This window comes from Acidobacteriota bacterium (assembly GCA_033549365.1).
In the GTDB taxonomy this organism is placed as follows: Bacteria; Acidobacteriota; Aminicenantia; order Aminicenantales; family Saccharicenantaceae; genus JAWSUF01.
Map to the genome: position 1 here is coordinate 38,427 of JAWSUF010000005.1, position 25,660 is coordinate 64,086.

Genomic DNA, 25,660 nt, shown 5'->3' on the forward strand with positions numbered 1-25,660 from the left:
AGGTCCATCCGGAGAGAAGGAGGATGAGCGCCGAAGCGCTAACGGCGGCGAATCTGAAGATGCTTTTCTGCGTATCAGATCTGCGCCAGGATGGCCACATAGTTCTTGCCGTACTTCTTCGCGCATTTCGGACAGCACTCATCGGGATTGGACTTGCTCATGGGGTTTCCTCCTTCATAATCAGCCGACGACAATTATAGCCTTTTTATGATGACGAAGGCGAAGGCGGTCCGTCGCCCGGCCATCGGATTTTGTCGATTTTCAAAATATTATAGCCTTCGTCATCCGTATCGTAGCGATAAAACAAGCCGTTTTTCATGACGAATATTTGGGGGCCGAAGTATCGGCCGGCCCATTCCAGATCGAGATCCATGTGCCCGATCAAGTCTCCGTTGGAATCAAAAACATCGTAGATAAAGCTCTTCGCGCCCCGGCCGCGTTCGTAAGTCATGACAAGCAGTCGTCCCTCTTCGTCGGCGATAAAGAACTTCATGCACGGCAGAGGAGACGGAATATAGCCTTTATGAAGCGATGGGTCCGAATGTTGCGGCCCCAGGATTCCTTCTCGAACGACGGAATCCGCTTCCTGGGGAAGGAAGGCCTTTCTTATCTTTTGCACAAGGTTTCCTGAAAAATCGAAAACCCGGATTTCATAGTTCCGCTCCTCGTTGACGACGAAGATGCGGTCTTTCGTGATGCTCCACATGAAGAACGGCGGATATTTGTCCCCGCCAAAATACCACTTATTGGTATCCAACCGCTTGATCTCATTGAAATCCGAATCGGTGATGAAAAGAGCATAATGAGAATTATCCGGTTCCGGCTGAGCGCTCGAATCGAAACCGTAGAGCAGAAAGCGGCCTTCCGGGAGAGGCTCCGCCGTGTCCACGCCAAAGGGAAGTCTTCGCTCTTCAATGAATTTGCCATCGGTTCCGTAAACGACAAGCTTGTTCTTTCGGACCGTCACATAGATTCGGGTCTTGTATACCGTCGGCCTCAGCGGCATCTCCAGTTCTCCCGGGCCCTGTCCGCTTGCACCGAAAGACAAAACGAATTCGCCGGAAGCGTCAAGCTTGTAGAAGTGGTCTCTCTCATTCTTATATCCAACGACATAGATGTTTCCCTCGTCATCGACAACGAACTCCCCCATGGATCTCATGCCGTATTGAACAAGATCGGCTCTCTGCTGGGAGATCTCCATGTAGGGAGTCAGGATGGGCGAAGCATCCATCGGAGATCGCACGGGATTTTCAATGATTTCCGTGCCGTTTTCGAAAGACCGCATAATGGGGTCGCTTCCATGACATCCGAAAAGCCCCGCGATACAAAATGCGATCATCCCCCCTTTAACATAACCCGACATGGCCGACCTCCCCAGAGAACTCATTCATTGATAGGTTTTACTTGAGAAACATCGCCTTTATAAACATTCTTTCTGTGTCCGATCCTCAAGATAAGGATCTGTTCCCCCAGCATGGCATATATGACCCGGTAATCTCCCACGCGAAACTTGCGAAGCCCGGCATACCGGCCCTTCAGGGCGGGATAAGATTCCGGTTTTTTTAAGAGTTCACTCTCGATTTGGTCGAGGATGCGGCCGGCTTCCGATTTTGATAATTTTCCGAGGTCGCGCCGGACAGACCTTTTGTAAACGATGTTATAAGCCAAGGGATTTCCTCAGCTCTTTTCCGGAAATCATGGGATCGGATTTGTCGTGGAGTCGATCGAGGGCGATCTGCAGATCCGCATAATCCTCGATATAGGACTCCAGCGCTTTCTGAATGATGAAAGAGCGGGGCCTCTCCGTTTCTCGGGCGATGCTTTCCAGTTGCTCGGATAATTCCTTGGGAAGCCTGACCGATATCACTGTGTTCATATGATGTCTCCTGACTATATTGTATTATATTGTATGCGTTGTAGTTCATTTGTCAAGGATAGCACGGCGGGTTGCATTCGCGGGGGAATTGCGTTTTAATGCGCGGTGATCATGACCGTCATCGACCTGACCCACGCCCTTTCCGAATCAATGCCGGTTTACCCGGGCACAAAGCCGCCGCGCATCGTCGAGGCCAACACCGTCGCGGAGAACGGCTTCGCAGAAAAGCTCCTCAGCCTCTATTCCCATACGGGAACCCACATCGACGCCCCCGGACACATTCTGCCGGGGGTCGCGACTCTGGACGACCTGGAGATCGGGCATTTTATCGGGCCGGGCCTTGTTGTGGACGTCTCGCACAGGGTTGGGGGAACGATCGAAATCGCCGACCTGGAAAAGGAAAAGGCGCGCATCGCCACCGTCGATTTCGCGCTCTTTCACACCGGGTGGGCCCGGCGCTGGGGGCGGCCGGCATACTTCGAGGGTTTCCCGGTTCTATCTGCTGAGGCCGCCGTTTGGCTTGCTGGATTCAAGCTCAAAGGCGTGGGCGTCGACGCCATTTCGGTCGATGAGATGGGCTCGACGGCTCTTCCCGTCCATAAGACGCTTATGGGCTCGGGCTTCATTCTCATCGAAAATCTGACCGGCCTCGATTCACTGATCGGAAAGGATTTCTCTTTCTCGTGCCTGCCGCTCAAGATCTCAGGCGGCGACGGCTCACCCGTCCGCGCCGTCGCCTTTTTTTGATAATCACGGTTCGAATTCCCGGACGTCCTGGAATCGGGTCACCACGATGAACTTTTCGACATCGACCTTGACGAGGACGCAGGCCGGATCGCGGACGAAATCCTCCAGGAACGGAAACTTCGAAAGGAAAATCCTCTGCAGCGAGTCTCGCTCGTCTCCCTCGGCGTCCGAAGCGCGCCCGAGAACGGTCACGGAGGCGGCGTCCCGGAAATCCTCGGCACTGTTCCGGCCGCTGTTGATGAGGATCGATATCTTCGGATGTTTTCTGAGGTTGGCATACTTGCGTGTCGGCTTCAGGGTCGCGAAAACCAGGCTCTTGAGGTCTTCGGTCGCCGCAAAGCCCACGAGCGAGGTGTACGGATACTCATCCCCCATCGTCGCCAGAACGCCCAGATTCTGGCCGGACAGAAGGCGCTTTAACGTCATGTCCGTCATCGTCATCCTCCCGTCGATAAAGTGCCGAATCCGGCTGAATCGTACAACGGGCGAATGTTCGCGTCAAGCCGCCTCCGAGGATCCGGCGGCGGGATGCGAGACGTCCGGACATCGCGAATCGTCATATAAATCGGGGAAAGCCGCGCTGCGGACACACGGCGGCCCCGCTTGACAAGGATGCCTTATATGTGCATATCTATGCATATGAGAACGACGATCAATATTGACCGGGGGCTTCTGGAAAAAGCCGCGGCTCTGACCAAGGTCGAGGAGAAAACGGCACTCGTCCGGATGGGCCTTGAAGCGCTCATCGCGCTCGAAAGCGGACGGCGGTTGGCTCGGCTCGGCGGAACCGAGAAAGCTCTCCGGCCTGTTCCGCGGCGAAGACCCCCGGAAGCTTAACCATGGTGCTTGTGGACACCTCCGTCTGGGTGGCGCATTTCCGCGACGACCTCCCCAGCCTCCGCGAACGCCTGCACAAGGGAGATGTCGTCTGCCACCCCATGATCATCGGCGAGCTGGCTTGCGGAAACTTCAAAAACAGAAAAGAAATTTTGGGTCTCCTCGCCGAACTCCACTCCGCGGAGGTCGCGGGCCATGATGAAGTCATGGCGCTCATCGAGACGCACCGGCTCATGGGGAAAGGTCTCGGCTATATCGACATGCACCTTCTGGCTTCCGCGCTCTTGTCCGGCTGTTCCCTATGGACACAGGATCGGAAACTCTCCGCCGCGGCCGAATCGCTCGATATCCCCTGCCAGTGAGGGTTGCTTGGCATTAGCCTCAAGTCATTCTCGGACCTGAAAATGCGCTTTTTAGCCCAAAAAACGTGTGTCTAAGGGTTTCCTAAGCCTGAAGAAAAAACAGGATCTTAAGCGTTTTGTGAAATTTCCCAAAGCCAAGCAACAACTTCTTTTTATACGGCCATGATGCCGTCTTGTGCAATCGAGCCGCGGATGTCGACGATGACTTCACGAACAGGAATATCGACGCCTGAAGCCTCGACGGCCCGGCGGACGATATGCAGAAGGCCGGAACAGCAGGGCACGGTCATCACGGCCACGGCCAGGGACTTGAGTTCGTTCCGGCGGATGATCTCGGCCAGCTTCTCGATGTAACCTTCCTTGTCGTCGAGCTTGGGACAGGCGATGGCCAGCTTCTTCCCCTTGAGCAGGTCCTGGTGAAAACTCCCGAGGGCGAAGGCCGTGCAGTCGGCCGCAATGAGGAGATCGCTGTTCTTGAAATACGGTGCAAACGGCGAGACGAGATGAAGCTGGATCGGCCACTGGCTGAGCTGGGACGCCACCGAGCCTTCTTTATCTTCGGCGGGCGCCGCATCCGCGGGGATCTCGCAGGCCATGCTTCCCGGGCAACCCCGAAAAGCCGCAGGCACACCGGGCGCACCATGGCCCGCGCCGCCGTGGACCCCGGCATGACCGCCCGAATGAGCCCCGCCGTGACCCGCACCATGCACCTGGGCCGCCGCCTCTTTCCCCCGGGTCTTTAAAACATGGACGTATGTCGCCTGGGGATCGTAGGCCTCACTTTCCCGCTCGACGATCTTGAGCGCCCCGGTCGGACAGACGTCGAGACAGGCACCCATCCCGTCGCAGAAAAGCTCCCGGACAAGGACCGCCTTGTTTTCGGCATCGAGCTCGAGCGCGCCCTCGGCACAGGCCGTCGTGCAGAGCCCGCAGCCGTTGCAGGCCTCCCTATCGATTTCGATGATCTTTCTCTTGGCCATGTTTTCCTCCTTTTCGGTGTATCGCGAGGAAATTGTAGCCCGCAGAGAAATCCCCGTCCTTGACCGAAGTCAAGCCGCACAGGGGATATCAGGAAAAGCTTTCGGAGCGAAGCGCCGGGCAGTCGAGAATGTGAATCCTGGGACCGTCGACCCGAATGAGACCGTCGTCCTCCATCCGCTTGAGGGTCCGCGACAGCGTCTCCGGCACGGTCCCGAGAAGCTTCGCCAGATCGACCTTCCGGATTTCCAGGTCGACGAGGCAGGCGCCGTGGCCCGGACAGCGCGCGATCAGGAAATGGGCCAGACGCTGGCGCACGGTTTTCAAACCGAGAGCCTCGATGCGCGCGTTGAGGATCAGGCATTTTTCGGCAAGAAGGCGGATGAAAAACCGGGCGGCCGCAGGCTCCGCGTCGATGCGATCGAGAACCCGGCTGCGGTCGAAGGCCAAAACCGACGTCTCGCCGACGGCGGCGGCGTAGGCGGGATAGGGCGCACCGGCGAAAGCGACCGCCTCGCCGAAAAAGTCGCCCGGACCCAGGCGGACGATTTCGATCTCCCGGCCTTCGGCATCCATGCGGAATACGCGCACCTCGCCGCTTTCGACGCGGAAAAACTCTCTCGACTCGTCCCCGGCATCGAAGAGGACGGCGCCCGCATTCAGGCTGCGCACCCGGCCCAGCTCCTGAAGCAGGCCCTCGACGGCTTTATCCGAATCAGAAGCACACATCAGCACCTTCCCATTCCGGAAAAACACATCGGCATTTTGACGTATCCTCCGGACCCGGAGGATACGCGAGTCGAGATTGCCGCAGCGATGAGGAGCGGACTGCGCAGGCGTAGTTGACCTACGTCGAGCAGGCCGGGACGAAATCGATGCGGTGAGATCGGCTCGCCCGAAGGGTCAAAATGCCCTATTCGGGCGTTGAGATCGTCGTCTGAAGTCGCGGCTTGACGAACTGGCGACCTAAAAGCCAATTGGGGAAAATCAGAAAACAGCGGCGGCATTTTGACGTATCCTCCGGACCCGGCATAGTCACGAGACGAGGCGGCTGCAGATGCAAGGAGCGCAGGGTGAAGCGGGACCCGGAGGATACGCGAGTCGAGATTGCCGTTCCGGCAAGGATGCGGCCCACGAAGGCGTAGTTGAGCTACGTCGAGTGGGCTGCGACGAAGCCGGAATGGTGAGATCGGCTCGCCCGAAGGGTCAAAATGCCGTCTTCGGATGTTCAGATCGTCGTCTGAAGTCGCGGCTTGACGAACTGGCGACCTAAAAGCCAATTGGGGAAATTCAGAAAACAACGGCGGCATTTTGACGTATCCTCCGGGTCAGCGGCCGAAGCGGGGATTGACGATATTACTGTAGATCGACCCAAACGTATAATTCAACCCCACCGCGAATCCGTAGCGGTAGTTCGTGGCCAGGACCCGGCGCGAAAGCAGAATCTCCTCGAGGCTCGCTTCCGACTTGGGCAGCGAGATCTGGTCATGAATGTGGGAATAATTCCCCGAGAAGCTCAGGGCCAGCCCTCGGAAGAGATGCAGGTTCACCCCGCCCCAGAACTCCAGCCGGTTCAAGCTGAAATCGTGAAAGAAATGCGACCCCTGGATGGAGGAGCTGATATTCCCCCAGGGCTCCTTGATTTCGAGCGTCATGCTCAGCGTCTGTCCCAGAAGATTTTCCTGGACTTTGTCGTAAATGGTCTCCTCATCGTATTTTTGAAAACTGTAGCCGACGCGGTAGAGCAGCCGGAGCTGGCGCCTCGTGGAATCATCGTAGGGATAGAAATTGTACTCGACGGCGGGCGCCGGATTGACGGCCAGGGCGATGTTGTTGTAGCTCGAAGAATGGAGCGAGAACCAGGACCCGACGGACCAGTGCTCGTCCAGGCTGACCACATAGAGCCCGCTGAGATTCCGGCTGTTCTGGGTGACGGCGATGACATCGTCGTCGATTTCGAACCGGTTCCGGTTGTATCCGGCCGACAGACCCATCCGCAGTTTGGCGGCCGGCGTCACCCGGTTTGCGGAAAAGCTCCCGCTCATGGCCGCGTAATCTCTCGTCTTTTCTCCGCTGACATTTCCGCTCATGCCGACGTTGAAGACCCAGAAATCCCAGACGTCGGACACGGCCTCCGGCTGCACCTTTTTGTCGAAATTGACGCTGAGAAAATCGCCGGCCGGCGTTTTGGCGGCATAGGGGACCAGTCCCATCTTGAGAACGCGGACCAGCCCGCGGCGCTCGGCATCCGCGGTGTCGGTGCGGGAGGAGCCGTATTTCAAAGTGTTGTGGACGTCGTAATAGCCGTTTTTACCGATGAAATTCAGAGTGTATTCGCGCCCTCCTCCGCCTGTTCCCTGAATGGTGATGAGCACATGGACATCGGCCGCCTGGCGCTCGCGGATGAAGTTGACGAAGGTGATTTCCCGCCGGATGAAATCCATGTCGCACTGGTGGCAGTCGATAAAGACCCTGGGGGCTTCCTCCTTGATCTTGTCGAAGGGCTGAAACCCCTGTTGCCCCGCAAGCGGCGATGTCGCCAGAAGAACGCCGACAAGGCATCCTCCGGCGAAGGCGGTGGCCGTTCTTTTCATGGTTTTGGATTTTATCAAACCTCGCCGCCGATTGCCAGCGTTCGGCCTCACCCATTGCGTTGAACGGGATTCCGGCTTGGACTATAATATAAAATGAAAGCAAAACCCCAAGGAGGACACGTGAAAAAATCCGCTGTCATCTTCATCTCTATCCTGGCCGTCGCAGCCTTCGCCAACGCCGACATCTACGTGAAGACCAAAATGCATCAGGACGCCTATTCCATCATGGGACAGAGCCAGCCGGCCGAGGATTCCATCGCCGAACAATGGATCGGCAATGACCAGGTCGCCATGATCCAGGAAAAGACCGGGTTCATCGTCGACCTCAAGAAGAATGTCATGTTCATAATCAACCACGCCGAAAAAACCTATGTCGAGTCGGAGCTGCCTCTGGACATGTCCAAGCTCTTCCCGCCCGAGATGGCCGGGATGCTCAAGGGCATGTTGAAGATGTCGGTTTCCGTCACGCCGGGCGGGCAGACAAAGACCATCGGACAGTGGAAATGTCAGAACTACGCCGTCGACATCACCATGATGATGCCGATCAAGATGACGGTCTGGGCCACGACCGACGTCCCCTTCGATCTCAACGCCTATGTCGATAAGATGCAGGTCAATTTTCTGGCCGCTCAATTCCAGCTCGACGAAAAAGCCATCGCCGAGATGAAAAAGATCCGGGGCTTCTGGATCGCCTCGGAAACCGTCGTGGATATGATGGGTTCAAAGATTCGATCGACCTCCGAGGTCGTGGAAATCGCCGAAAAGAATCCTCCGGCCGGAGTTTATTCCGTCCCCGCCGGATATGCCAAAAAAGACTTTATCTCCATGCAAGGCCGCTAGCATAATCTATTCACGAGCCCGAGAAAGAAAAATGCCTTATGTCCGGAAATGCCACGGCATTTTTTATGAATAGATTATGCCTGATCTTGGCAATTTATGATGGACAGGATCGAGCGCATCCATCCCATCCTGGAGGCTCTCCGTTCGGAGCCTGGGAGAATCAATAAGATCCTCGTCGCCCGGGACGACGTCCGCGGACGAACCGGGGAAATCGTCCGGCGGGCCCGGGAGTGCCGCGTCCCTGTCTTTCCGGTTCCCAAAGCCAAGCTCGACCGCATATCGCCGCACCACCAGGGCGCCGTCGCCTTCCTCGCACCCAAGGCCTTCGCCTCGCTGGACGATGCCGTCAAGGCCGTATCGCCGGCTTTCCTGGTTCTCCTCGACGGCGTGGAAGACCCCCGGAACATCGGCGCCGTCATCCGCAGCGCCGAGTGCGCCGGTGCCGGAGGTGTGGTTCTTCCTGAACGCCGGTCGGCCGGGCTGACCGAATCGGCGGCCGTCTCTTCGGCCGGCGCCTGGGAACACCTTCCGGTCGCCCGCGTCGCCAACCTGGCCCAGGCCATGGACGAGCTCCGCGGGCTCGGCGTCTGGCTCGTCGGCTGCGAAGGCGGCGCCCGGGAACCCTGGCACGCTTTCGACTATACCCTCCCCGTCGCGATCGTCCTCGGCTCGGAGGGGCGGGGCCTCCGCCCTCTCGTCCGCGCCAAGTGCGACAAACTCCTCTCCATCCCCATGTTCGGCCGGGTCAATTCTCTCAACATTTCCGCCGCGGCGGCTGTTTTTCTTTTCGAGGCCGTCCGCCAACGGACCCAAAAAACGCACACACGCAACACCGGAAAATGAACGGCCGCTTGAATGAAATGCCGCGACTTCGTGTATACCCCCATGAGAGATCAAAATGGCGGACATTCAGGCATCCCGGAAAGCGAACACCGCGGCGGAAACGGCCGGCATCATGAATCCGCCTGCGGCGCTCACCGAGCAGGAAGCCCTCGAGCGCGTCCGCCGGGGCGACAAAAATGCTTATCACGTGATCGTCGAGACCTACATGCGGAGGATCCAGTCCGTCGCCCTGGGCTTCGTTCACAATCAGCAGGACGCCATGGACATCGCCCAGGACGCCTTCGTCCGCGCCTATCGATCCATCCGGCGCTATGATCCCAGCCGGCCGTTCTTTCCCTGGATCTACGAGATCGTGAAGAATCTCTCGCTCAACCACCTGCGCCGCAGGCCGGCCGCCCTTTCCGTTCCCCTGGATCGGGAACCCGTTCTCCAAAACCACGAGGAGGACTGGGAGATGAAAGAGGTCCTGTGGCGGGAAATCCAGGCTCTCCCCATCGACCCGAGGGAAATGGTTCTCCTGAAATATTTCCAGCACATGTCGTGCCGCGAGATCGCCCACATGCTGGGAAAACCGGAAGGAACCGTCATGTCGACGCTGCACGGGGCACGGATCCGGCTGAAAAAAGCCCTGGCCGGATACATGAGGAGGGAAGCCGAAGGAGAACCGCGATGACGTTGGACCACAAGGCCGTCATGGACCTCATGCCCTCTTACCTTGAGGGCGAACTGTCCGGAGACCGGAAAGCGGCCGTCGAGGCCCACCTCGCGTCCTGTCCGGACTGCCGAAAGGAGTACGAGGAGATGAACAAATTCGAGCGTGTCATGAGCCGGGTGGCTTTGAAATCTCCGCCGGAGGAAGCCTGGCGCGGATTCGGGCTGTCCGTCTACAACCGTCTGGAGCGGCGGATCGGCTGGATTCTCCTGTCTCTGGGAGCCGCGATCCTTCTCTTTTTCGCCGCCTTCGAAGCCGTCAAAGGCCTCATCCACGACCCCTCGCTCCCCCTGATCGTCAAGGCCGGCATTCTTCTTGCTCTGGCCGGGCTGGCCGTTCTCATCGTGTCCCTCGTCCGGGAACGGTATTATGTCAACAAGCGCGAACGTTACAAGGAGATCGAACAATGATCATGGTCACGACGGAGAGCGTCCCGGGAAAAACGATCGTCAAATCCCTCGGCATCGTCAAGGGCAACACCATCCGCGCCCGCCACCTCGGCCGCGATATCAAAGCCCTGCTGAGAAATCTCGTCGGAGGCGAAATCCGCGACTACACCAAGATGATGGCCGAATCCCGCGAACAGGCCATCGACCGGATGATCGCCGAAGCCGAAGGTCTCGGCGCCGACGCCGTCATCAACGTCCGTTTCGCGACCTCGATGATCATGCAGGGCGCGGCCGAGATCATCGCCTACGGCACGGCCGTCACCCTGGAGTGAACGGAGCGCCCGCGATGTCCAAACTGATCCTCTTGATTGTCGTGATCATTCTCGTTTTTATTTTCGTATTTTGAGCCCTCAGCGGCACAGACATCCTGGAAGCCGTTTTCTTTTCTCCGGCTTTCGGTGATATCACATATTTTTATTCTTCCGAATATGGGACTATTTCCTGTCCGGCATGTAACTTTTCTTTACTCCCGAACGTATATAATACCTGAAGCGCGGCTGGCACATTATTTGCTGCGTTATCTCACAAAGGTTCAAGGGCCGGCAGGCTTAAAAGCCGGCCCCGGCAAAGGAGTGGCCGAATGAGGAAGCCCGCCGCGATGATCCTTATCCAGGTCTTATGCGTTCTTCTCCTTCTCCGTCCGGCCCCGGCCCAAACCCCGGACAACGACCTCGAAGATCTGAAAAAGACGGCCGTAAAGGTCTATCTCGACTGCGCCGCCTGCGACATCGACTATATCAAGACGGAGATCACCTTCGTCAATTACGTCCGGGACCGCATGGAGGCCCAGGTCCACATCCTGGTCACGACCCAGACCACGGGAGGCGGCGGCCGCGAATACACCCTGGCCTTCCTGGGCCAGAACTCCTTCAAGGACATCAACGACGTCCAGAAATACTTTTCCAACCCGACGGACACGGCGGACGACATCCGGCGCGGTCTGACCAACGCCCTGAAGCTGGGCCTGATGAGCTACGTCGCCCGCACTCCCATCGCCCGGCGCATGTCCGTCGATTACCGGCGGCCGGCCGAAACCGGGCCGGACCTCGACCGCTGGGACTCCTGGCTTTTCAGTCTGTCCGGAAGCGGGTTTTTCATGGGCGAGGAATCCTATATGGATCGAACGGCGAATTTCTCTTTTTCGGCCGGACGCGTGACTCCGGAGACCAAGATCCTGCTGGGCCTGTCGAACCAATCTTCAAAAAAGCGTTTCACGGTGGAGGGCGAGGACATCACCGGATCCTGGTCGAGCTGGAACGCCGACGGATTTTTCGTCAAAAGCCTGGGGCGCCGCTGGTCGGCGGGCGTGTTTCTCGAAGCCTCATCCTCTCTTTACAGCAACATCGACATCCGCTTCGCGGCGGCGCCGGCCATCGAATACAACATCTTTCCGTATGAGGAATCCACGCGCCGGCAGTTCCGGATCCTCTACCGCCTGGATATCTGCCCGGTCAAGTACCGGGAAGAGACGATATTCGGAAAAACCAGGGAAACGCTCTTCCGGGAATCCCTTTCGGCCACGCTGGATCTCCGCGAAAAATGGGGGACGGTCAGCGTCAGCGCCTCGGGCGGTCACTTTCTCCATGATTTCAGCCGTAACCGCACGGACGTCTTCGGAATCGTCAACCTTCGCCTCTACAAGGGCCTGAGTCTTTTCGTCTTCGGCGGGTATTCCTGGATCAAGGACCAGATCGCTCTCCCCGCCCATGAACCGACCTTCGAAGAGCTGCTTCTCAGACTCCGGGAATTCCCGATGACGAGCAATCATTTTATCTCCGTCGGATTGCAGTTCACCTTCGGATCCATCTTCACCAACGTCATCAATCCCCGATTCGGATCGACCGGAAGCGGCGGAATGCACATCGTCATCAACTGAGGAAAGGAGCCGGACATGACAATCAAAATGATCTCCGTCGTTACGGCCGTCGCGGCTCTTTTCGCCGCCCCGGCCCTGTCCGCCGCTCATCCGGCGGACATTCAAACCGAATCGGTCATACCCGGCGGCACGGCCGGCGCCGCGCCCAAGGTTTTCCTGGACTGGCCGGGTGTCGACCCGGCTCTGATCGCCTCGGACATTCCCTTCGCCGAATTCGTTGACTCCCCCGACGAGGCCCAGGTTTTGGCCGCCGTGACCTCTCAGGAGTCCGACGGCGGCCGGGAATTCCGGCTGACCTTATCCGGCCGGAAAAACTTTCTGGGCGACGAAAACACGCTGCACTACACATCGCCTCCCGGCGCGACGAACGAGGATGCCCGAAAAGACCTGGCCGGGCTCCTCAAGCTCGGGCTTGTGCGCTACGCCGCAAAAACACCCCTCGCCAAAAATCTGACGGTCCGCTTCCAGGATCAGGTCAGGCCGACATCCGTCACCGACCCCTGGGACTTCTGGGTCTTCAACCTCAGCGCCAACATGTTTCTCATGGGGGAAACCCTCTACAAAAGCACCATGAGCTACGGCTCTCTTTCGGCCAATCGCGTGACGCCCGGATTCAAGCTCCGGACGTCCGTCCAGGGCAACATCAACACAACGCGGTTCGACTTCGGAGATTCCATCTATAACAGCACATCCTCGGGCACCGGCTTTTCCGGCCTGGGCGTCAAGAGCCTGTCCGAACACTGGTCGGTTGGGGCCTTCCTCAGCACCCAATCCTCGACCTATTCCAATATCAAGTTCGGCCTGTCGGCGGCCCCGGCCGTCGAATTCAACGTCTTCCCCTACTCAGAGTCCACCCAAAGGCAGCTCCGGATCCTCTACCGGATCGGCGTCACGCGCACCGTGTACGCGGAAGAAACGATCTACCTCCAGACCTCCGAAACCCTGTTCCGCGAATCATTGGAACTGGCCTTCGAAATCAAGCGTCCCTGGGGAACGGCGGGAATCGAGATCGAAGGCTCGCACTACCTTCATGACTTCTCGAAAAACCGCATCGATATCGGTTTGCAGGCCTCCCTTCGGATCTGGAAAGGCCTCAATTTCCGTGTGAGCGGCGGCTACACCCGGGTCCGCGACCAGCTGGCCCTCCCACGGGGCGGAGCCTCCTACGAGGATGTTCTCCTCCGCCGGAAACAGCTCGCGACGGGTTACAACACTTACGCCTCGGCCGGATTGAACTTCACTTTCGGTTCGACGAAGAGCCAGGTCGTCAACCCCCGTTTCGGGAGCGGCAGCCGGGGTTTTTCGATCAGCATGTAGGCTGGATTCCGTAATCTTTACGACGCGTTTCCAAAGCCGATCAAGAATAGGTCATGACGATTTGACATTCCTCCAATTGTGATATACCTTTGACCTCGGTGAGGGATAGGGCTTGAATCATGAGGGAGGTGGAAGAATGAGAAAAAGCGTCATTTTTTTCTTAATCCTTGTTTCGGCCTGCCTGGTCGTGTCCGCCCAGTCCTGGCAGAGGGTCGGACCCGAAGGCGGCAACGTCTCCGGCCTTGCGAGGCATCCGGGCAATCCGAACGAGATGCTGGCCGTCATCGGCGGCAACTCCGGACAGGTCTTGAAAACAACGAATGCCGGCGGGACGTGGCAGGTCCTCGCGACTCTGAACAGGCCACTCAAGGACGTGGCCTATGATCCGTCCAACCCGAGTCTCGTCTATGTTCTGCCGAATTACGCCGATCGTCTATTCAAATCGACGAACGGCGGCGTCAACTGGACGGAACATCCTTTCGGCTCCAACCGGTCGGCGTATACAGGTCTGATCGTCGACCCGGCCAATCCCTCGACGATCTATGTCGCGGGCATCGAATACTGGGAAACGTCGCCCTCATGGAAAAGCGTGATGGCGATCCACAAATCGACCAACGGCGGCGCCTCCTGGTCTTCGGTCCGCGTCGGTCCTTTGACTCAATACGGGAGCTCTCTGGCGCTGGCGATTTCTCCCTCCGATTCCCGGATTCTTTATGCAAGCGGGAGTTCTTATGACGGATCGAGATACGTCTACAGGGTCTATAAATCCATAAATCAGGGTGCCTCTTGGCAGGACATCACCGGGTCCATCGGAACGTCGGATTCGGTGAGGACCCTCGCTGTGGATCCCCAGTCCCCCTCGAGAGTCTTCGCCGGATCATCCTGGGGCGTTTACCGGAGTTCTGACGGCGGGACCGGCTGGACGAAAAACACCGGGACAGCCTACGCGGAATCCATAACCATCGATCCGGGCAACAGCCATACGCTCTACGCGGGGTACGGCGCCCGGGTCTTCAAGAGCACGGACGGCGGCGTCAACTGGACATCCGTCACAGCGGGACTGGCCGGCTATTGCGGAAAAGTCCTCGCCGCGTCTTCCGGGATTTACTTCGGTTCCACGGCCGGGTTCTTTTTCAGCCGCGACGGAGGGGCGTCCTGGACGGAGGGAAACCAGGGGATATCCGCCGTCGAAATCGGCTCTCTGGCTTATTCACGTTCTTCTCCCCAACTCCTTTATGCGGAGGGCAAGGGCAACGGCTTTTTCAAGAGCACGAATTTCGGCTCCTCCTGGCAGAGGATGCCGGATTTCTACCGGTGCGACGCCATCGACCAGATCCTCATCAATCCCGCAAACGGCCAGGATCTCTACATCCTGGCCGGGGGTTGAGGGGGCGATGACATCTACAGGTCTGTAGATGGCGGCAACACCTGGCAGAAACTGACATCGGGATTGTTTGACGACTTGGCCGTGAATCCGAACGATTTCTCCCGTATCTTCGGCGCGGGTCAGACCCGAAGCGGCTCGGAATATCACCCGGCCCTCCATAAGTCCGTGAATGCGGGCGCAAATTGGACCACACACACGGTTTTGGCGAATCCCCAGGTTTATCTCCGGACCGTGGCGGTTCATCCCGCCAACGACAATACCCTTTATGTCGGCGGCGTCTCCTATTCTCCCTACCGGGGGATCGTTTTCAGCTCGACAAACGGCGGGGCAAACTGGACCCCGATCGACGCCGGGGCCTTTACGCGTCAGGTCAATAAGCTGGCCGTCGACCCCGTTCGGACCACCCGGATCTTCGCCGGAACGGAGAACGGACTTTTCCTGAGTTTGAATTCGGGCGGCTCCTGGACCCGGGTCATGACCCATGATGTGAAGGATATCCGGATCAACAGGAACGCTCCCGACCAGATCTATGTCGCCGGAATGAATGGGGTTCATTACAGCCGGGACGGCGGGACCACATGGACGGAGTTCAATAACGGCCTGGACTTCCGAGATGTCCTGTGCCTGCAATGGGACACGGTGAACTCCATCCTTTACGCCGGGACGAACGGCGGAAGCATCTACAAGAACGGCGCCGCGGATGTCCGTTTCCTGACCTTGGCGGCATCGGTGGGAGGAACGACGGACCCGACACCCGGAACGTATAGCTATCAAAAAGGCCTCTCGGTTTCGATCCGGGCCGTTCCCCAGACCCATTTCGCGTTCAACGGGTGGAGCGGCGATCTGACGGGAACCCAGAATCCGGCGAGTGTCGTCATGACCACCGATAAGTCAATCACGGCGAACTTCATTCGCAGGATCTATGCGCCACTCAACATTACCGGGGTCAAACGCATCAACCGGTCCGTATTCCTGGTCGAGTATATCAATGTGGTGACCTGGCAGGCGAATCCCAACAACGCCGCCATCGCCAAATACAGGATTTATGAAGTCCGGGCGGCTTCTCGGACTCTTCTCGCCGAGGTCGGGTCGGATATTTTCGAGTTCCGGCAGCGCCATGCCGGAAAGGACGAAGAATACACTTATCAGGTATCCGCCGTCGATTCAGGCGGCCGGGAAAGTGAAGCGGCGTCGGTCACATTTCGATAGTTGGCGGAAAGGAAACACATGACCATGATGATGTCGATGATGAAAACGGCGGCGTGCAGACAGGGAGCCATCCTGGTGTTTTTCATTGCGGTCACCGCGGGCGCGGCAGCCGGAGACAGTTTTTCCATCCAGGCCCGGGGCGCCTATTTCATCCCCTCGGAAGCCGTGTTCAAGGAGATTTACGGAGAAAGCCCCGTTTACGGCGGCGGAATCTCCCTGAAGATCATGGGAGGACTGAGCCTTTGGGCCGGGGGAAGCTTTTTCAATAAAACGGGGACGCTGACTTTCACGGAAGAGTCGACGACCATGACTCTGATCCCCGTCTTCGGAGGTCTTCAGTACCAATTCCTCAGCGGCCGCTTCCGCCCCTATATCGGGGCCGGGGCGGGTTATATTCTCTACAAGGAAGAGAATCCTATCGGGAAGGTCGAAGACGGCGGTCTCGGATTTATGGGTCTGGCAGGGGTGAAAGTGCTGATTGCGGGGCCGCTTTTCCTGGACCTACAGGGAAGTTACAGCATGTGCAAGGTCGAGCCGGCGGGGATCGAGGCTGATCTGGGAGGCATCCATATCGGCCTGGGCCTGGGCCTGCAGTTCCTCCCGTAGCGGAAAAAGCGCAACACCGGATTTTCAGCCTCGAATGCAGGGCGCGGGGAACGTCATTTCATCGGCCATGGAGTCGGTGTAAGGAGGCTCTCATGAGCAAAAAAATGCATTGGTTTTGGGTCTTGGCTCCGGGGATTCTGATCCTCGTGATCGGCCTGGGCGGCTGCAAGAAGGACACTCCGACGGGACCCGGGGAGACCGGAATCGAACTCAGCGGCCGGATCCAGGATGGCACAGCCGGAGCGGCCGGAACGTCCGGTACGACAGAGGTCGGGATGCTTTCCGTCACGGCGCCCGTCTCCGGAGTCGACGTCTATCTGTCCTGGGGCGGGGCGCAAAAGACGGCCACGGCCTCCGACGGCTCGTTCGCCTTTAAAAACCTGCCGGCCGGAAATTACATCATCACCCCGTCCCGGAAAGGCTTCGCTTTCAATCCGTCGAATTACGAGGCGGGCGCCACAACCCGCAAGGATCTGAATTTCACCGCGGCGGCCGCGTCGACCGGGACGGAGGTCAACAATGTGGCCAGGAACTTCACGGCCAACAACCAGTCCGGTCAATCCGTCTCTCTCTGGGATCATCACGGCAAGGTCGTCCTCCTCGATTTCACCGCCGACTGGTGCACACCCTGCCGCGAGAAGGCGGAGACGGCCGAGGCCTTCTACCAGCAGTTCAGGGACAAGGGCTTCATGTACATCCTGGTCGTCATCGACGGCGATCCCGCAAACTGGGCGAACACCTACAAGCTGACATTCCCCGTCCTCAACGACAACAGCCAGGCCATTTATAATCACTTCCGCAAGACATCCATTCCGCTTCCCCATGTCCTGGACCGGAACATGACCATCCGCTACAAGAAGGAAGGGTGGAACAAGAGCGAAGTCGAGGATGTCATCCGCAAGTATCTGTGATCAGAGCCTGAAGAGAAGGTCGATCCTCAGACCCTCGAACGGCGGGAAGAACTTGCAGGCCCCGCCGGCGCATTTCACGCCGCCCTTGATCGCGCCGTAGAACACCTTGACGTTTCCCCATCGGGAGAGCTTGAATTCGACCTGGCTGCCCCACCAGTCTTTCTTGTTCTTGAAAAACAGCACCTCGGGGTCCGTCGACCGGTCGTAGAACAGGGTCAGAACGATCCAGGGCGAATGGTGGACGGAGAACGAGGAGCGGGTTTCCCTGTAATCGAAATGGCGGCCGTCGAAGTCTTTGGCTTCGAGATACGCCTCCAGGCTTAACCGGGAGGTCAGGGGCAAGCTGACATTCGCCTGGCCGTGCCATGTGTCGCCGTGGGTGTAATAGAAGACGAGAGATTCGGTCTCCTCGCGACGGAAACCGCCCAGGACGTTGACCCAGCCCGTCTCCCCGAATTTCTTTTCCAGGCCGAGGAAGGTGTGGTGGATGGTCCTCGGTTGGGTGACGGGAGTATCCCGGAAGTGTGCGTATCTCCCGAATGCCAGGAGGGAACGCTTGGGGAAATAATAGTCGACCCTCCCGGCGATCGCGGTGACGTTCTTCGAGCTCACGGCGAACTGGTTGGCCAGGATCGCCACCGGTTCGGGTTCGAGGAGCGGAGGGCGGTTGTATTCAAAATCCAGGTTCTTGTAGTCCTTGAATTCGAGGAGAAAGGAGAGGTTCTTGAGGAAGAGCCCCGATTCGAGGTAGAGGCCGTGGCCCCGGACGGTGTCCTCGACGTAGTGCATCTTTTTCTGAAGAAGCAGGAATTCCCCGAAGAACTTCAGCTTGTCGCGGAAATTCGGCAGGTCGAGGCTCAAGGATTCCATGGTGGCCCGCTCCGTGTTGAAAAACGAGCCTCTTTCGAGGTCGGCATGGACGATCTGGGCCTTGACGTCCACAAGCCCGCCGATCCGCCGGCCCAGGGCGCCGCCGAGGACGCGGTCCTTGACGTCGGAGTCCTCGCGGTCGAGCCAACCCCCAAACAGCTCGGCGGAATATTCCTTGTGGGAGAAAGCGAGTTTGCCGCCGTCGACCGTCGTGTCGATGATGTATTCGAGGCCCTCCTTTTCGAAAGTCTTGAGGACGCTGAAGGCCAAGCCCCGGCCGACGGTGTGATAGAAATCCCCGGCCCGGACGGACAGGCTCCGGGTGTTGAATTCCAGGAAGCGCTTGGCCAGCGAGACCTCGTCCTGCCAGGGGGAAAAGTCGAGGTTGGCGTCGAGTCGCGCCCCGGCCATGAAGGCCCCCCGGCTCAGGGTCAGGTCCAGCTGGTTGATAATCTGGGAGGCCCTGCCTCCGCGGGTTCGGTCGACATAGTCGGCGTCGCTGAAATTTCTGTTCAGCAGCGCATCCGAGGCGTGGAAGGAAAACCGGCGGATCCGGCCTTCTTCCTCGGGTTCCAGCAATTCCTGGATTTGCTTCTCCAAGGAGATCTCGTCTCCGGGACTGTAACCGGTGTGGGTGTGCCGGATGTTCCCCTGTCTGTCGACCAGAAAGCGGTAAGGGAGGACCACCCTCGGATTGTAGAGGGCGATGACCCGGGATTCCGTATCGAGAAGAACCGGGAACGTGTAGTTGTAGCGGCTCATGAAGGGCCGGACCATGGCCACGCTTTCCGGGCCGTCCACGGTTATGGCCAGGATGAGAAGGCCCTTGTCTGAATAGGTCTCGTGGAATCTCTGGAAATGGGGCAGCTCCTTGACACAGGGGACGCACCAAGTTGCCCAGAAATCGACGAGGATGACCTTTTCGCCGATGTGGTCGCTCAGGCGGACGGTGTTTCCGTCAAGGTCCCTCAGGGCGAAATCGATGGCTTTCTGGGCGGACACCGGAGCCGCAAGGGCGACAACCGCCGCCGTCATGACGATAAGACGGTGCATCCTAAGAATGCTACTCCAGCATCTTTTCGACTGTCAAGCCGGAGATCCGACAGAGATCCGTCATGGAGCCGGCGTGAGGGCGGCGGTTATTTACAAGGGAGGCGGAATCGTCATAAAATAAACCACCCTGTGCGAAGGAGGTCGGAAGAAAGATGATAATTCGAAGAATTCTCGCACTGGCTCTCTGTGTTTTCCCCGCGGCGGTCATGGTCTCAGGCCAGGAGATTCCGGCCGGGACCGAGGACGCGCCCATCGTCGTCGTCGCGCCGATTCTCTCGGCGGACGGCGTCCCCGCCGGCGGGACGATCAAGCTCGCCGTGAAGGCCCGGATCATTCCGGGTTGGCACATCAACGGACCGGTCCAGGATGATCCGTTCATCATCCCCTCGGTTCTGTCCTGCGAGGAGATGGAGGGGTTGACCGTCGTCGAAACATTCTATCCCGAGGCCCGCATCGCCCGGTTCGGCTATTCCGACGGCGAAATCGCGTTTTACGACGGGGACATCGTCCTGGGGTTTCTTATGCAGGCCGCCGAAAACGCTCCGGCCGGCCCGGTGACGATCAAGGGGCGGCTGAGCTACCAGGCCTGCGACGATGAGAGCTGCCTGCCGCCCAAGTCTGAGCCGTTCGAAATCGAAGTCGTCGTTGTTGCGGCCGGAACGGCGACCACCGAACTCCACAGCGAAATATTCGCCGGGATCGAGTTCAAGAAGAAATGAGGCCCGGAGACGGATCGCCGGACGGAGCTGCACCGGACCGCATGGTCCTGCGCCGCATCCCATCCGTGGACGCCGTGCTCCGGGACGGGGCGGCCGTCCGCCTTGCGGAAAAGTACGGCTCCGGGGCGGCGAGTGACGCCGTCCGCGAGGCGCTGGCCGGGCTGAGAGCGCGGATCGCCGGCGGAGACGCGCCTGCGGAGGATGCGGCCTTTTCGCCGGATGCCGTCGCCTCGGCAGCCGAGGGAATCCTGGTGGCGCGCCGATCGCCTTCTCTCCGCCCGGCCATCAATGCGACAGGCGTCGTCATTCACACCGGGCTCGGGCGGGCCGTTCTGTCAGAAGCGGCCGTCGAAGCCCTGCGTGCCGTTTCAGCCGGCTGCTGCAACCTGGCCGTCGATGCCGAATCCGGAAAACGCGGCGACCGCGACGCCCACACCGAAGACCTGCTTTGCCGCCTGACCGGGGCCGAGGCGGCCACCGTCGTCAACAACAATGCCGCGGCCACGGTTCTCATCCTGAACACCCTGGCCGCCGGGCGCGAGGTCGTCGTCTCCCGGGGTCAGCTTGTCGAAATCGGCGGCTCTTTCCGGATGCCCGACGTCATGACGGCGAGCGGCGCCGTCCTCCGCGAGGTCGGAACGACCAACCGGACGAAGCTTTCCGACTATGAGCAGGCAATCGGGGAGCGGACAGGGGCTCTTCTCCGCGTCCACCACAGCAACTATCGGATCATCGGCTTTACCGGGGAGCCGGGAATCGGAGAGCTTGTCGCCCTTGGCCGGAAACATGGTCTTCCGGTCGTCGATGATCTGGGAAGCGGAGCCCTCGTCGACCTCGCGTCTTTCGGGATTTCATCCGAGCCGCTCGTCCGGGACAGCCTGACTGCCGGGGCGGACGCGGTCTGCTTCAGCGGCGACAAGCTTCTCGGCGGTCCCCAGTGCGGAATCATCGCCGGCCGGGAAGAGGCTGTCCGCCGGATCAAGAAAAATCCCCTCAAGCGCGCCTTCCGCGTCGGCAAACTGACGATCGCCGCCCTGGAAGCGACTCTCAAACTCTTTCTCGACCCGGAGACGGTCGCTCGGATCCATCCGGTCTACCGCATGCTGGCATTGAAGCCGGCCGATCTCGTCCGGCGCGGCCGGAAGCTCGTGCGGGGGGTCTCCGCCCGGATCGATGAACGCGTCGCCTCGGCCGCCCTGGAAGACGGCGCCTCCGAGGTCGGGAGCGGATCCGTTCCGGCCGAGACGCTGCCGACCAAACTTCTGACCGTCCGGCCGAGGAAAACTTCGGCCGAGGATTTGGCGCGCCGGTTGAGGCGGAACGACCCGCCCGTATTCGCCCGCATCCACAGGGACGCCGTGCTCTTCGATCTCCGGACGATCCGGCCGGACGAGGACGCCGTCGTCCTTCAGGCCGTCTACCGGGCGTTGGAGACTTGACCGGGGAGCGAGAAAGGCCGTGAAACCCCATGTCATCGTCGGAACGTCCGGCCACATCGACCATGGAAAATCCACGCTCGTCAGGGCCCTGACGGGGATCGACCCCGGCACTCTCCCCGAAGAGAAGGCGCGCGGCCTGACCATCGAACTCGGCTTCGTCTTCCTCGACGATCCCGACTACGAAAAGCAGATCGTCTTCATCGACGTGCCCGGGCACGAAAAATTCGTCCGGACCATGGCCGCGGGTGCAAGCAACGTCGATGCCGCCCTGCTGATCGTTGCGGCCGACGAGGGCGTCAACGTCCAGACGAGGGAGCATTTCGATATTCTCCGTCTTCTCGAGATTCCGGCCGGAATCGTCGTCCCGACCAAGATCGATCTGGCCGACGAAGCCCGAAGCCGCGAGGTCGAGGCCGAGATCCGGGCCCTTGTCGCCGGGAGTTTCCTGGACGGGGCACCCATTCTGCCGGTGTCCGCGGCGACGGGCGAGGGGATGGACAAGCTTCGGACGGCGCTCCGCGATCTCGGCCGGTCCGTCCGGCCCCGCGAGGACCGCGGCCTCTTCCGCATGCCCATCGACCGGGTGTTCGTCCTGCAGGGCTTCGGCACGGTCGTCGCCGGCACCGTCCTCGGCGGCGAGGTCCGGGTCGGAGACAAGGTCGAGATCTATCCCGATGGGTTGACCGCCCGGGTGAGGAACATCCACGTCCACGGGGAGATCCGCGAAAAGGCCGGAATCGGCCTGAGGACGGCCCTCAACCTCATGGACTTGAAGAAGGACGATCTCCGGCGCGGCCAGTGCGCGGCCAGGCCGGGAACCCTGGAGCCGACGGAGCGTCTCGATCTCCGTCTCCGCGTTCTTGAACGCTACGGGAAGGACGTCAAGAACAGGGAGCGTGTCCGGATCCACGTCGGCACGGACGAGATCATTGCCCGGCTGGCCATCCTCGACAGGGGCGTTCTGCGGCCGGGAGAGACGGCGCCCGTCCAGGCTTTTCTGGAATCGCCGACCGCGGCCCTGCCCGGCGACCGGTTCGTCGTCCGGGCCTTCTCGCCCCAGGCGACGCTCGGGGGCGGCCGCGTCGTCGACGCCCGGCCGGCCCGGCACCGGCGCCTGGACGACCGGGTCATCGATGGTTTGAAGAGGCTCGAAGGCGGGCTCGAGGACGCCGTTGAGGAGACCGTCCGGAAGTGCGGTTTCGGAGCCTGCGGCGTGTTGGATGCGGCCCGGTCTCTGGGGGCGGACGCCGGCGACGTCGAGCGGGCGGCTGAGACGCTCTGCGGCGCGGACCGCCTGGTCCGTGTTCCGGGCGAAAGAGGCGTCCTTTACATTCATCCGGAAGCGTTCCGGTTGCTTTCGGAGAAGACGGCCGGGTTGGTCAAGGCTTACCTGGAAAAAAACCCGCACCGGCCGGCCATGCCCTTCGCCGAACTGCGGGCCGAGTTCCTGAAGTGGAGCGGACCGGGTGTTTTCCCGGCCGTTCTCGACGCTCTCTGCCGGTCGGGAGTCCTGGAAAAAAAGGATCGCGACGTCGGACTGCCGGGCCGGGACCGGGATCCCGACCGCAAACGGCGGGAGGCGCAGGACCGGGTGGAGCTCATTTACCGGCGGGCGGGTCTCGCCGCGCCGCTTGAAGAGGACGTCATGCGCGAGGCCGGGCTCCAGCCGAGGTTTTTCCGCGAGATCTTATACGAGCTCGCCCGGACCGGCGTCATCGTCCGGCTCGGTCCCAAGGTCACTTATCACCGGGACGCGCTGGCCCGGGCCCGGGAAGCCGTGTCCGACCGGATCCGGCGGACGGGCGGCATCACCATCGCCGAGCTCAGGGATAAGCTCGATCTTTCGCGGAAGTACGCCTGCGCCATCCTGGAATATTTCGACAAGATCGGGTTCACCCGGCGCTCCGGCGACCGGCATGTGCTAAAATGATCGGACGAGGATACGGGAGAGTCGAGGTCCCGGTGGGCCTTCAGGACTTCAAATCCTGCATGGGGCCTTGAAAAAGCCCCGGGTGGGTTCGACTCCCACACTCTCCCGCCAAATCATCCTCCGGATCGCCGGTCAGTCGTCTTTTTTTACGATGCTCTCCTTGACGGCGGCCAGCCGTTGATTGTAGAAGTCGGCCAGGCCGGGCTGGTCCGCGGCCAGGGCCGCGGCCTTTTCGGCCGCTTCCAAAGCCTCAGCCTTTCGGCCAAGCGCCAGGTAAACCATGGCCAGGGTGTCCTGGATATGGGGGGCTTGGGGCTGGAGTTCGGCGGCCTTCTCAGCGGCCTCCAGGGCGCTTTCGAGATTCGTTTTGCGGCCGGACCAGAACCTCGCGTAACTGATAAGGTCGTTGGGTTTATCGGCGCACGTCGAGGCGAATCGACGGCCGTAAACGGCCAGGGCTTCGGCCTCGTTGCCGGTCTTGATGTGGAGTTTGGCCGCGGTCTGCAGGAAGTAGGGATGATCGGGATTAAGCCGGATCGCCGTCAAGGCCATTTCGAGCGCGGCGTCGAGATTGGCGTCTCGGTCGTGCCAGAAGTTGGCGAAACCCGCAAGATCCCAGGCCAGGCCGGTCACCCGGCCTTCAATGAAGGTTCGGCCGTAGACGTCGTCGGCCTTGCTCTTCTCGTCATTGAGGATATGCAGCTGGGCCAGATTTTGGGCGAAGGCCGGCACGGGGTTGATGCGGGTGAGATTCCGGATTTTCTCGGCCAGCTCGATCCCCCGGTCGACCGGTCCCTTGTCACGGATGATCCGGGTGACGTAGGCGTTAAGGGCGCTGGGATCGTCGCCGTATCGTGCGACGTAGTCCTCGAAGAAGGCGGTTGCATCCTCGCGGCTTCCGGAATAAGAGTAAAAGGAGCCGAGGATGGAACAGGCCTGTTTGAGGATCGGGCTTTCCGGGTAGTCCCGGATAAAGGCCCTCATGGGGGCGATGTCCCGGCCCCGGTCGAAAAGCTGGAGCTGGGCCGCGGCGTATGCGGAGGCCTCGCGGTAGGAGACTTTCTCCCCGAGATATTCCGTCGTTCCGGCTTTTCCTTCGGGATCGAGGGTGATGACTTTCCGGTGGAGTTCGAGCGCTCGGAGGGTTTTCTCCTCGACGTACCGGCCGGCGTATTTTTCGGCCAGCTTGAAGACGACGGAGACATCATCGGGATTTTCGGCGTACTGAGCCGAGAGGGTCCGGGTGGTGTCGATGCCGCGGGCGGACATATCGAGTTTCTCGACGAATTTCGCGGCCGGCGGACCGTAACCGACGTGCCAGTCGATCTCGGCCCCGTCTCCGTCCACGATCATGGTCGTGGGCGTCGCCCGGATGTCGTACCGGCTGAAGACGGGGGGACCGTTCGGGGCGTCGCGGTCGGCGCGGAAGAGGACGAAATGTCCGTTCAGGAGTTCGTGGAATTCGGCGTTGGCGTAGACCTGCTGACCCAGCAGGACACAGGCGCCTCAGCCGCCGGAGTAGAAATCGATGAGGACCTTCTTTCCCTCCGTGCGGGCCTGGGCCAGGGCGTCCTCGAAATCGCCCTTGAACCAGATTTGTCCCGCGGCGGATGCCGCAAAGAGCAGGAGCCCGGCGGCGGCGGTGGTGATTTTCGATGCTGTGGTGTGCATGACGAAACCAAGATACGCGATCATCGGCAGGGGTGTCAAATCATTTCAAGCCGGCATCGGCTTCCTTGAGTTCGTTCCACAGCATCATCGCCCGGCAGCCGCCGAAGGCCGCGGCCAGCGCCGCGGCTTCCTCGAGCTCCGCGTCGCCGATGCCCATATCCCGGGCCTTGCGGATGTGGATTTTCGAACAGGGGACGCAGTTGACCGCAAGTCCGAGGGCCACGGCGATAAGCTCTTTGGTGACGACATCGAGGGCGCCGGGTTTGAGCGCCGCGCTCATGAAATCCTGGAACATGTCCAGGGCCCTGTCCGGCGTTCCGGAGCCTTCGGCGCAGCAGGCCTCGTGCGGGATGTCTTTTTGTTCGCTCATGGATTCCTCATTTTCAATCCGGGAGGCTTTACGCCCGGCGAGTTCGACCCGCCCCGACATCACC

The 25,660-nt window shown here is 60.0% G+C and carries 29 protein-coding genes and 1 tRNA gene; 18 read left to right on the plus strand and 12 right to left on the minus strand.

Annotation, left to right across the window (positions count from 1 at the left end; translation table 11 throughout):
• Positions 1–74: 74 nt before the first annotated feature.
• From SCM96_08690 to SCM96_08705, 4 genes are read right to left on the minus strand one after another with little or no spacing between them, the layout of a single operon-like run.
• Positions 75–194 (minus strand): hydrolase, encoded by a 120-nt coding sequence (locus SCM96_08690; GenBank protein ID MDW7760701.1) that lies wholly within the window; start codon positions 192–194, stop codon positions 75–77.
• A gap of 11 nt (positions 195–205) precedes the next feature.
• Positions 206–1,363 (minus strand): 6-bladed beta-propeller, encoded by a 1,158-nt coding sequence (locus SCM96_08695; protein MDW7760702.1) that lies wholly within the window; start codon positions 1,361–1,363, stop codon positions 206–208.
• Positions 1,364–1,383: 20 nt separating this feature from the next.
• On the minus strand, positions 1,384–1,668 hold the full coding sequence (locus SCM96_08700) for a type II toxin-antitoxin system RelE/ParE family toxin (protein MDW7760703.1): 285 nt from the start codon (positions 1,666–1,668) through the stop codon (positions 1,384–1,386).
• Positions 1,658–1,876 carry a ribbon-helix-helix domain-containing protein gene (locus tag SCM96_08705; GenBank protein ID MDW7760704.1) on the minus strand — a complete coding sequence of 73 codons (219 nt, stop codon included), beginning with the start codon at positions 1,874–1,876 and terminating at the stop codon, positions 1,658–1,660. Before SCM96_08705 ends, SCM96_08700 begins: the two co-directional genes overlap by 11 nt.
• 111 nt (positions 1,877–1,987) lie before the next feature.
• Here SCM96_08705 and SCM96_08710 point away from each other — a divergent pair, with 111 nt between their 5' ends.
• Positions 1,988–2,623 carry a cyclase family protein gene (locus SCM96_08710; GenBank protein MDW7760705.1) on the plus strand — a complete coding sequence of 212 codons (636 nt, stop codon included), beginning with the start codon at positions 1,988–1,990 and terminating at the stop codon, positions 2,621–2,623.
• A gap of 3 nt (positions 2,624–2,626) precedes the next feature.
• Here the strand turns inward: SCM96_08710 and SCM96_08715 are convergent, their stop codons facing one another.
• A complete protein-coding gene (locus tag SCM96_08715) occupies positions 2,627–3,058 on the minus strand; it encodes a pyridoxamine 5'-phosphate oxidase family protein (protein MDW7760706.1) in 432 nt (143 codons plus the stop codon).
• Between the two features lie 204 nt (positions 3,059–3,262).
• On the opposite strand from SCM96_08715, the gene SCM96_08720 reads away from it, so the two are divergent.
• Complete coding sequence (locus tag SCM96_08720; GenBank protein MDW7760707.1) at positions 3,263–3,460, plus strand: type II toxin-antitoxin system VapB family antitoxin; 198 nt, start codon at positions 3,263–3,265, stop codon at positions 3,458–3,460.
• A 2-nt stretch (positions 3,461–3,462) separates the two neighbouring features.
• Positions 3,463–3,822: a type II toxin-antitoxin system VapC family toxin gene (locus SCM96_08725; GenBank protein ID MDW7760708.1), complete on the plus strand. Its 360-nt coding sequence runs from the start codon at positions 3,463–3,465 to the stop codon at positions 3,820–3,822.
• 152 nt (positions 3,823–3,974) lie between these two features.
• On the opposite strand, the gene SCM96_08730 is transcribed toward SCM96_08725, so the two are convergent.
• The 3 genes from SCM96_08730 to SCM96_08740 form a co-directional block, all read right to left on the minus strand.
• Positions 3,975–4,802, minus strand: coding sequence for a 4Fe-4S dicluster domain-containing protein (locus SCM96_08730; GenBank protein MDW7760709.1), 828 nt, complete (start codon positions 4,800–4,802; stop codon positions 3,975–3,977).
• 88 nt (positions 4,803–4,890) lie between these two features.
• Complete coding sequence (locus tag SCM96_08735; protein ID MDW7760710.1) at positions 4,891–5,529, minus strand: Crp/Fnr family transcriptional regulator; 639 nt, start codon at positions 5,527–5,529, stop codon at positions 4,891–4,893.
• A 599-nt stretch (positions 5,530–6,128) separates the two neighbouring features.
• Complete coding sequence (locus tag SCM96_08740; protein MDW7760711.1) at positions 6,129–7,394, minus strand: hypothetical protein; 1,266 nt, start codon at positions 7,392–7,394, stop codon at positions 6,129–6,131.
• Positions 7,395–7,514: 120 nt separating this feature from the next.
• Between SCM96_08740 and SCM96_08745 the strand changes: the two genes are divergently transcribed.
• The 11 genes from SCM96_08745 (at position 7,515) to SCM96_08795 (ending at position 17,544) form a co-directional block, all read left to right on the plus strand.
• A complete protein-coding gene (locus SCM96_08745) occupies positions 7,515–8,234 on the plus strand; it encodes a DUF4412 domain-containing protein (GenBank protein ID MDW7760712.1) in 720 nt (239 codons plus the stop codon).
• Between the two features lie 96 nt (positions 8,235–8,330).
• Positions 8,331–9,077, plus strand: a complete 747-nt coding sequence (rlmB, locus tag SCM96_08750; protein ID MDW7760713.1) for a 23S rRNA (guanosine(2251)-2'-O)-methyltransferase RlmB — start codon at positions 8,331–8,333, stop codon at positions 9,075–9,077.
• A 55-nt stretch (positions 9,078–9,132) separates the two neighbouring features.
• On the plus strand, positions 9,133–9,750 hold the full coding sequence (locus SCM96_08755; GenBank protein ID MDW7760714.1) for a sigma-70 family RNA polymerase sigma factor: 618 nt from the start codon (positions 9,133–9,135) through the stop codon (positions 9,748–9,750).
• Positions 9,747–10,199 (plus strand): zf-HC2 domain-containing protein, encoded by a 453-nt coding sequence (locus tag SCM96_08760; GenBank protein MDW7760715.1) that lies wholly within the window; start codon positions 9,747–9,749, stop codon positions 10,197–10,199. The genes SCM96_08755 and SCM96_08760 overlap by 4 nt, the downstream gene beginning before the upstream one ends.
• A complete protein-coding gene (locus tag SCM96_08765; GenBank protein MDW7760716.1) occupies positions 10,196–10,510 on the plus strand; it encodes a YbjQ family protein in 315 nt (104 codons plus the stop codon). Before SCM96_08760 ends, SCM96_08765 begins: the two co-directional genes overlap by 4 nt.
• A gap of 308 nt (positions 10,511–10,818) precedes the next feature.
• Positions 10,819–12,114, plus strand: coding sequence for a hypothetical protein (locus SCM96_08770; GenBank protein ID MDW7760717.1), 1,296 nt, complete (start codon positions 10,819–10,821; stop codon positions 12,112–12,114).
• A gap of 15 nt (positions 12,115–12,129) precedes the next feature.
• Positions 12,130–13,431: a hypothetical protein gene (locus tag SCM96_08775; protein MDW7760718.1), complete on the plus strand. Its 1,302-nt coding sequence runs from the start codon at positions 12,130–12,132 to the stop codon at positions 13,429–13,431.
• Between the two features lie 136 nt (positions 13,432–13,567).
• Complete coding sequence (locus tag SCM96_08780; GenBank protein MDW7760719.1) at positions 13,568–14,818, plus strand: hypothetical protein; 1,251 nt, start codon at positions 13,568–13,570, stop codon at positions 14,816–14,818.
• A gap of 81 nt (positions 14,819–14,899) precedes the next feature.
• On the plus strand, positions 14,900–16,027 hold the full coding sequence (locus SCM96_08785; protein MDW7760720.1) for a hypothetical protein: 1,128 nt from the start codon (positions 14,900–14,902) through the stop codon (positions 16,025–16,027).
• A gap of 36 nt (positions 16,028–16,063) precedes the next feature.
• Positions 16,064–16,633 carry a hypothetical protein gene (locus SCM96_08790; GenBank protein ID MDW7760721.1) on the plus strand — a complete coding sequence of 190 codons (570 nt, stop codon included), beginning with the start codon at positions 16,064–16,066 and terminating at the stop codon, positions 16,631–16,633.
• 92 nt (positions 16,634–16,725) lie between these two features.
• Positions 16,726–17,544, plus strand: coding sequence for a redoxin domain-containing protein (locus tag SCM96_08795; GenBank protein ID MDW7760722.1), 819 nt, complete (start codon positions 16,726–16,728; stop codon positions 17,542–17,544).
• Here SCM96_08795 and SCM96_08800 read toward each other — a convergent pair whose 3' ends face one another.
• Positions 17,545–19,467 carry a TlpA disulfide reductase family protein gene (locus tag SCM96_08800; GenBank protein MDW7760723.1) on the minus strand — a complete coding sequence of 641 codons (1,923 nt, stop codon included), beginning with the start codon at positions 19,465–19,467 and terminating at the stop codon, positions 17,545–17,547.
• A gap of 152 nt (positions 19,468–19,619) precedes the next feature.
• On the opposite strand from SCM96_08800, the gene SCM96_08805 reads away from it, so the two are divergent.
• The 4 genes from SCM96_08805 (at position 19,620) to SCM96_08820 (ending at position 23,666) form a co-directional block, all read left to right on the plus strand.
• Positions 19,620–20,186, plus strand: a complete 567-nt coding sequence (locus SCM96_08805) for a protein-disulfide reductase DsbD family protein (protein MDW7760724.1) — start codon at positions 19,620–19,622, stop codon at positions 20,184–20,186.
• Positions 20,183–21,625 carry an L-seryl-tRNA(Sec) selenium transferase gene (gene selA, locus SCM96_08810; GenBank protein ID MDW7760725.1) on the plus strand — a complete coding sequence of 481 codons (1,443 nt, stop codon included), beginning with the start codon at positions 20,183–20,185 and terminating at the stop codon, positions 21,623–21,625. The genes SCM96_08805 and selA overlap by 4 nt, the downstream gene beginning before the upstream one ends.
• Before the next feature lie 19 nt (positions 21,626–21,644).
• Complete coding sequence (gene selB / locus SCM96_08815; protein MDW7760726.1) at positions 21,645–23,555, plus strand: selenocysteine-specific translation elongation factor; 1,911 nt, start codon at positions 21,645–21,647, stop codon at positions 23,553–23,555.
• A gap of 14 nt (positions 23,556–23,569) precedes the next feature.
• A tRNA-Sec gene (locus SCM96_08820) sits at positions 23,570–23,666 on the plus strand.
• Positions 23,667–23,687: 21 nt separating this feature from the next.
• Here the strand turns inward: SCM96_08820 and SCM96_08825 are convergent.
• From SCM96_08825 to SCM96_08835, 3 genes are all read right to left on the minus strand, one after another.
• On the minus strand, positions 23,688–24,908 hold the full coding sequence (locus SCM96_08825) for a hypothetical protein (protein MDW7760727.1): 1,221 nt from the start codon (positions 24,906–24,908) through the stop codon (positions 23,688–23,690).
• A 153-nt stretch (positions 24,909–25,061) separates the two neighbouring features.
• Complete coding sequence (locus tag SCM96_08830; protein MDW7760728.1) at positions 25,062–25,250, minus strand: hypothetical protein; 189 nt, start codon at positions 25,248–25,250, stop codon at positions 25,062–25,064.
• A 16-nt stretch (positions 25,251–25,266) separates the two neighbouring features.
• Positions 25,267–25,656: a carboxymuconolactone decarboxylase family protein gene (locus SCM96_08835; protein MDW7760729.1), complete on the minus strand. Its 390-nt coding sequence runs from the start codon at positions 25,654–25,656 to the stop codon at positions 25,267–25,269.
• Positions 25,657–25,660: the final 4 nt, after the last annotated feature.

Excerpts from the sequence above, each read along its gene's own strand:
- SCM96_08740 (MDW7760711.1), bottom strand. The coding sequence starts at position 7,394 with ATGAAAAGAACGGCCACCGCCTTCGCCGGAGGATGCCTTGTCGGCGTT.
- SCM96_08695 (MDW7760702.1), bottom strand. The coding sequence starts at position 1,363 with ATGTCGGGTTATGTTAAAGGGGGGATGATCGCATTTTGTATCGCGGGG.
- SCM96_08705 (MDW7760704.1), bottom strand. The coding sequence starts at position 1,876 with ATGAACACAGTGATATCGGTCAGGCTTCCCAAGGAATTATCCGAGCAA.
- SCM96_08760 (MDW7760715.1), top strand. The coding sequence starts at position 9,747 with ATGACGTTGGACCACAAGGCCGTCATGGACCTCATGCCCTCTTACCTT.
- SCM96_08720 (MDW7760707.1), top strand. The coding sequence starts at position 3,263 with ATGAGAACGACGATCAATATTGACCGGGGGCTTCTGGAAAAAGCCGCG.
- SCM96_08755 (MDW7760714.1), top strand. The coding sequence starts at position 9,133 with ATGGCGGACATTCAGGCATCCCGGAAAGCGAACACCGCGGCGGAAACG.
- SCM96_08825 (MDW7760727.1), bottom strand. The coding sequence starts at position 24,908 with ATGATCGTGGACGGAGACGGGGCCGAGATCGACTGGCACGTCGGTTAC.
- SCM96_08835 (MDW7760729.1), bottom strand. The coding sequence starts at position 25,656 with ATGTCGGGGCGGGTCGAACTCGCCGGGCGTAAAGCCTCCCGGATTGAA.
- SCM96_08780 (MDW7760719.1), top strand. The coding sequence starts at position 13,568 with ATGAGAAAAAGCGTCATTTTTTTCTTAATCCTTGTTTCGGCCTGCCTG.
- SCM96_08715 (MDW7760706.1), bottom strand. The coding sequence starts at position 3,058 with ATGACGGACATGACGTTAAAGCGCCTTCTGTCCGGCCAGAATCTGGGC.
- SCM96_08800 (MDW7760723.1), bottom strand. The coding sequence starts at position 19,467 with ATGCACCGTCTTATCGTCATGACGGCGGCGGTTGTCGCCCTTGCGGCT.
- rlmB (MDW7760713.1), top strand. The coding sequence starts at position 8,331 with ATGATGGACAGGATCGAGCGCATCCATCCCATCCTGGAGGCTCTCCGT.
- SCM96_08805 (MDW7760724.1), top strand. The coding sequence starts at position 19,620 with ATGATAATTCGAAGAATTCTCGCACTGGCTCTCTGTGTTTTCCCCGCG.
- SCM96_08730 (MDW7760709.1), bottom strand. The coding sequence starts at position 4,802 with ATGGCCAAGAGAAAGATCATCGAAATCGATAGGGAGGCCTGCAACGGC.
- SCM96_08765 (MDW7760716.1), top strand. The coding sequence starts at position 10,196 with ATGATCATGGTCACGACGGAGAGCGTCCCGGGAAAAACGATCGTCAAA.
- SCM96_08770 (MDW7760717.1), top strand. The coding sequence starts at position 10,819 with ATGAGGAAGCCCGCCGCGATGATCCTTATCCAGGTCTTATGCGTTCTT.
- SCM96_08795 (MDW7760722.1), top strand. The coding sequence starts at position 16,726 with ATGAGCAAAAAAATGCATTGGTTTTGGGTCTTGGCTCCGGGGATTCTG.
- SCM96_08830 (MDW7760728.1), bottom strand. The coding sequence starts at position 25,250 with ATGATCGCGTATCTTGGTTTCGTCATGCACACCACAGCATCGAAAATC.
- SCM96_08775 (MDW7760718.1), top strand. The coding sequence starts at position 12,130 with ATGACAATCAAAATGATCTCCGTCGTTACGGCCGTCGCGGCTCTTTTC.
- SCM96_08790 (MDW7760721.1), top strand. The coding sequence starts at position 16,064 with ATGATGAAAACGGCGGCGTGCAGACAGGGAGCCATCCTGGTGTTTTTC.
- selA (MDW7760725.1), top strand. The coding sequence starts at position 20,183 with ATGAGGCCCGGAGACGGATCGCCGGACGGAGCTGCACCGGACCGCATG.
- SCM96_08725 (MDW7760708.1), top strand. The coding sequence starts at position 3,463 with ATGGTGCTTGTGGACACCTCCGTCTGGGTGGCGCATTTCCGCGACGAC.
- SCM96_08710 (MDW7760705.1), top strand. The coding sequence starts at position 1,988 with ATGACCGTCATCGACCTGACCCACGCCCTTTCCGAATCAATGCCGGTT.
- SCM96_08735 (MDW7760710.1), bottom strand. The coding sequence starts at position 5,529 with ATGTGTGCTTCTGATTCGGATAAAGCCGTCGAGGGCCTGCTTCAGGAG.